Origin of the sequence: Phaeodactylibacter xiamenensis, assembly GCF_000759025.1 — a bacterium.
Classification (GTDB): Bacteria; Bacteroidota; Bacteroidia; order Chitinophagales; family Saprospiraceae; genus Phaeodactylibacter; species Phaeodactylibacter xiamenensis.
In genome coordinates this window covers 1-1,202 of the sequence record NZ_JPOS01000150.1, presented here as the reverse complement: position 1 = coordinate 1,202, position 1,202 = coordinate 1, and the positions used below count along the sequence as shown (strand labels likewise).

Annotated in this window: 1 protein-coding gene; it reads left to right on the top strand. The window is 62.0% G+C overall.

Going from position 1 to position 1,202, the window contains the following annotated elements; all coding sequences use genetic code 11:
- The coding region (locus IX84_RS33690; RefSeq protein WP_044230419.1) for a hypothetical protein at positions 1-1,202 on the top strand (1,202 nt) is incomplete at both ends.

Here is a 1,202-nt window from a genome sequence, read left to right as displayed (position 1 = left end):
GCGACTATCCGGAGGCGCTGCAGGACACGGTGTCCACGCAGCTGTGCTACGATATTGACAGCGATCAGGACGGGCTGTGCAATACGCTCGACCCGGCGCCCTTCGACCCCTGCTTCCCGGATTACGAAGCGCCGCCCCTGCAGGTGCTTGATAGCAATGGGGACACGCTCACGAGCAAAGGCATGCTTGAAGTGGGCACCGACTCCGGCGATTGCCACTACTCGGCTATCTGGCGGGCTTTTTCCATAGAAGACTGCTCGGGCGTGACGGTAGAGGCTGCCCTGGAAAACCAGAATGGCCCCTCGGCCGGGCAGCTGGAAACGGTGCTGCTTGATGCGGCCACCGGGCAGTATGCCCTCTACCTCACCGTACCTCAGGGCACCTACGAGCTGGAAGTCGTTGCCACCGATGATTATGGCAATGCGGAGGATTTTACCTACACTTTTATTGTAACAGATGAGGGAGCGCCGCAGCTGTCCTGCCTTGATGTAGAAGTAGCCCTGAGCTACGACGGCACCGGAGAGCTGCTGGCCGACGAGGTGCTGGACTTTACCAACAGCAGCGACAACTGCGGGCTGGACTACAGCACGCTGATGATCAGCCAGACAGCTTTTGACTGCAGCGATCTGGGCATACAGAGCCTAGAGCTGACGGCCTCTGACATACATGGCAACAGCAGCAGCTGCACTGCGCAGGTGGAAGTGCTCATCAGTGAGGACATCCCGCCGCCCTGGGGCACTGCCGATATCGGCATGGTGCCGGGCAGCAGCGCCTATGCTTATGACCCCTGTGCCACGGGCAACCCGTCCAAAGGGCATTTCACCCTCAACAGCCCGGGCTACAACCCCATTTCGGGGGGTACGGACCAGCTGGCGGGCGTGGTAAAGGAGCTGTGCGAAGGGTCCGGCATCCGCGCAGAGGTACAGTCGGTGGGCCCGGATACGTATGCGGGCATATTCATGCGCAACAGCAGCGCGGCCGGGTCGCCCATGGCGGGGCTGTTCACCAACCTGACGCCTGTGCTGCGCTGGGAGAGTCGCCTTCAGCCGAACGGCAGCAAGAGCTTTACGCCCTTTCAGGCGGTAGCAGCCCCGGCAACGCTGGGCATGCGGCGGCACAATGGCCTGCTGCAGGCTGTGTACCGCACCCCCGGCGGGAGCGGCTGGCAGTTGATCACACAGATACAAGACCACCTGGAGGAG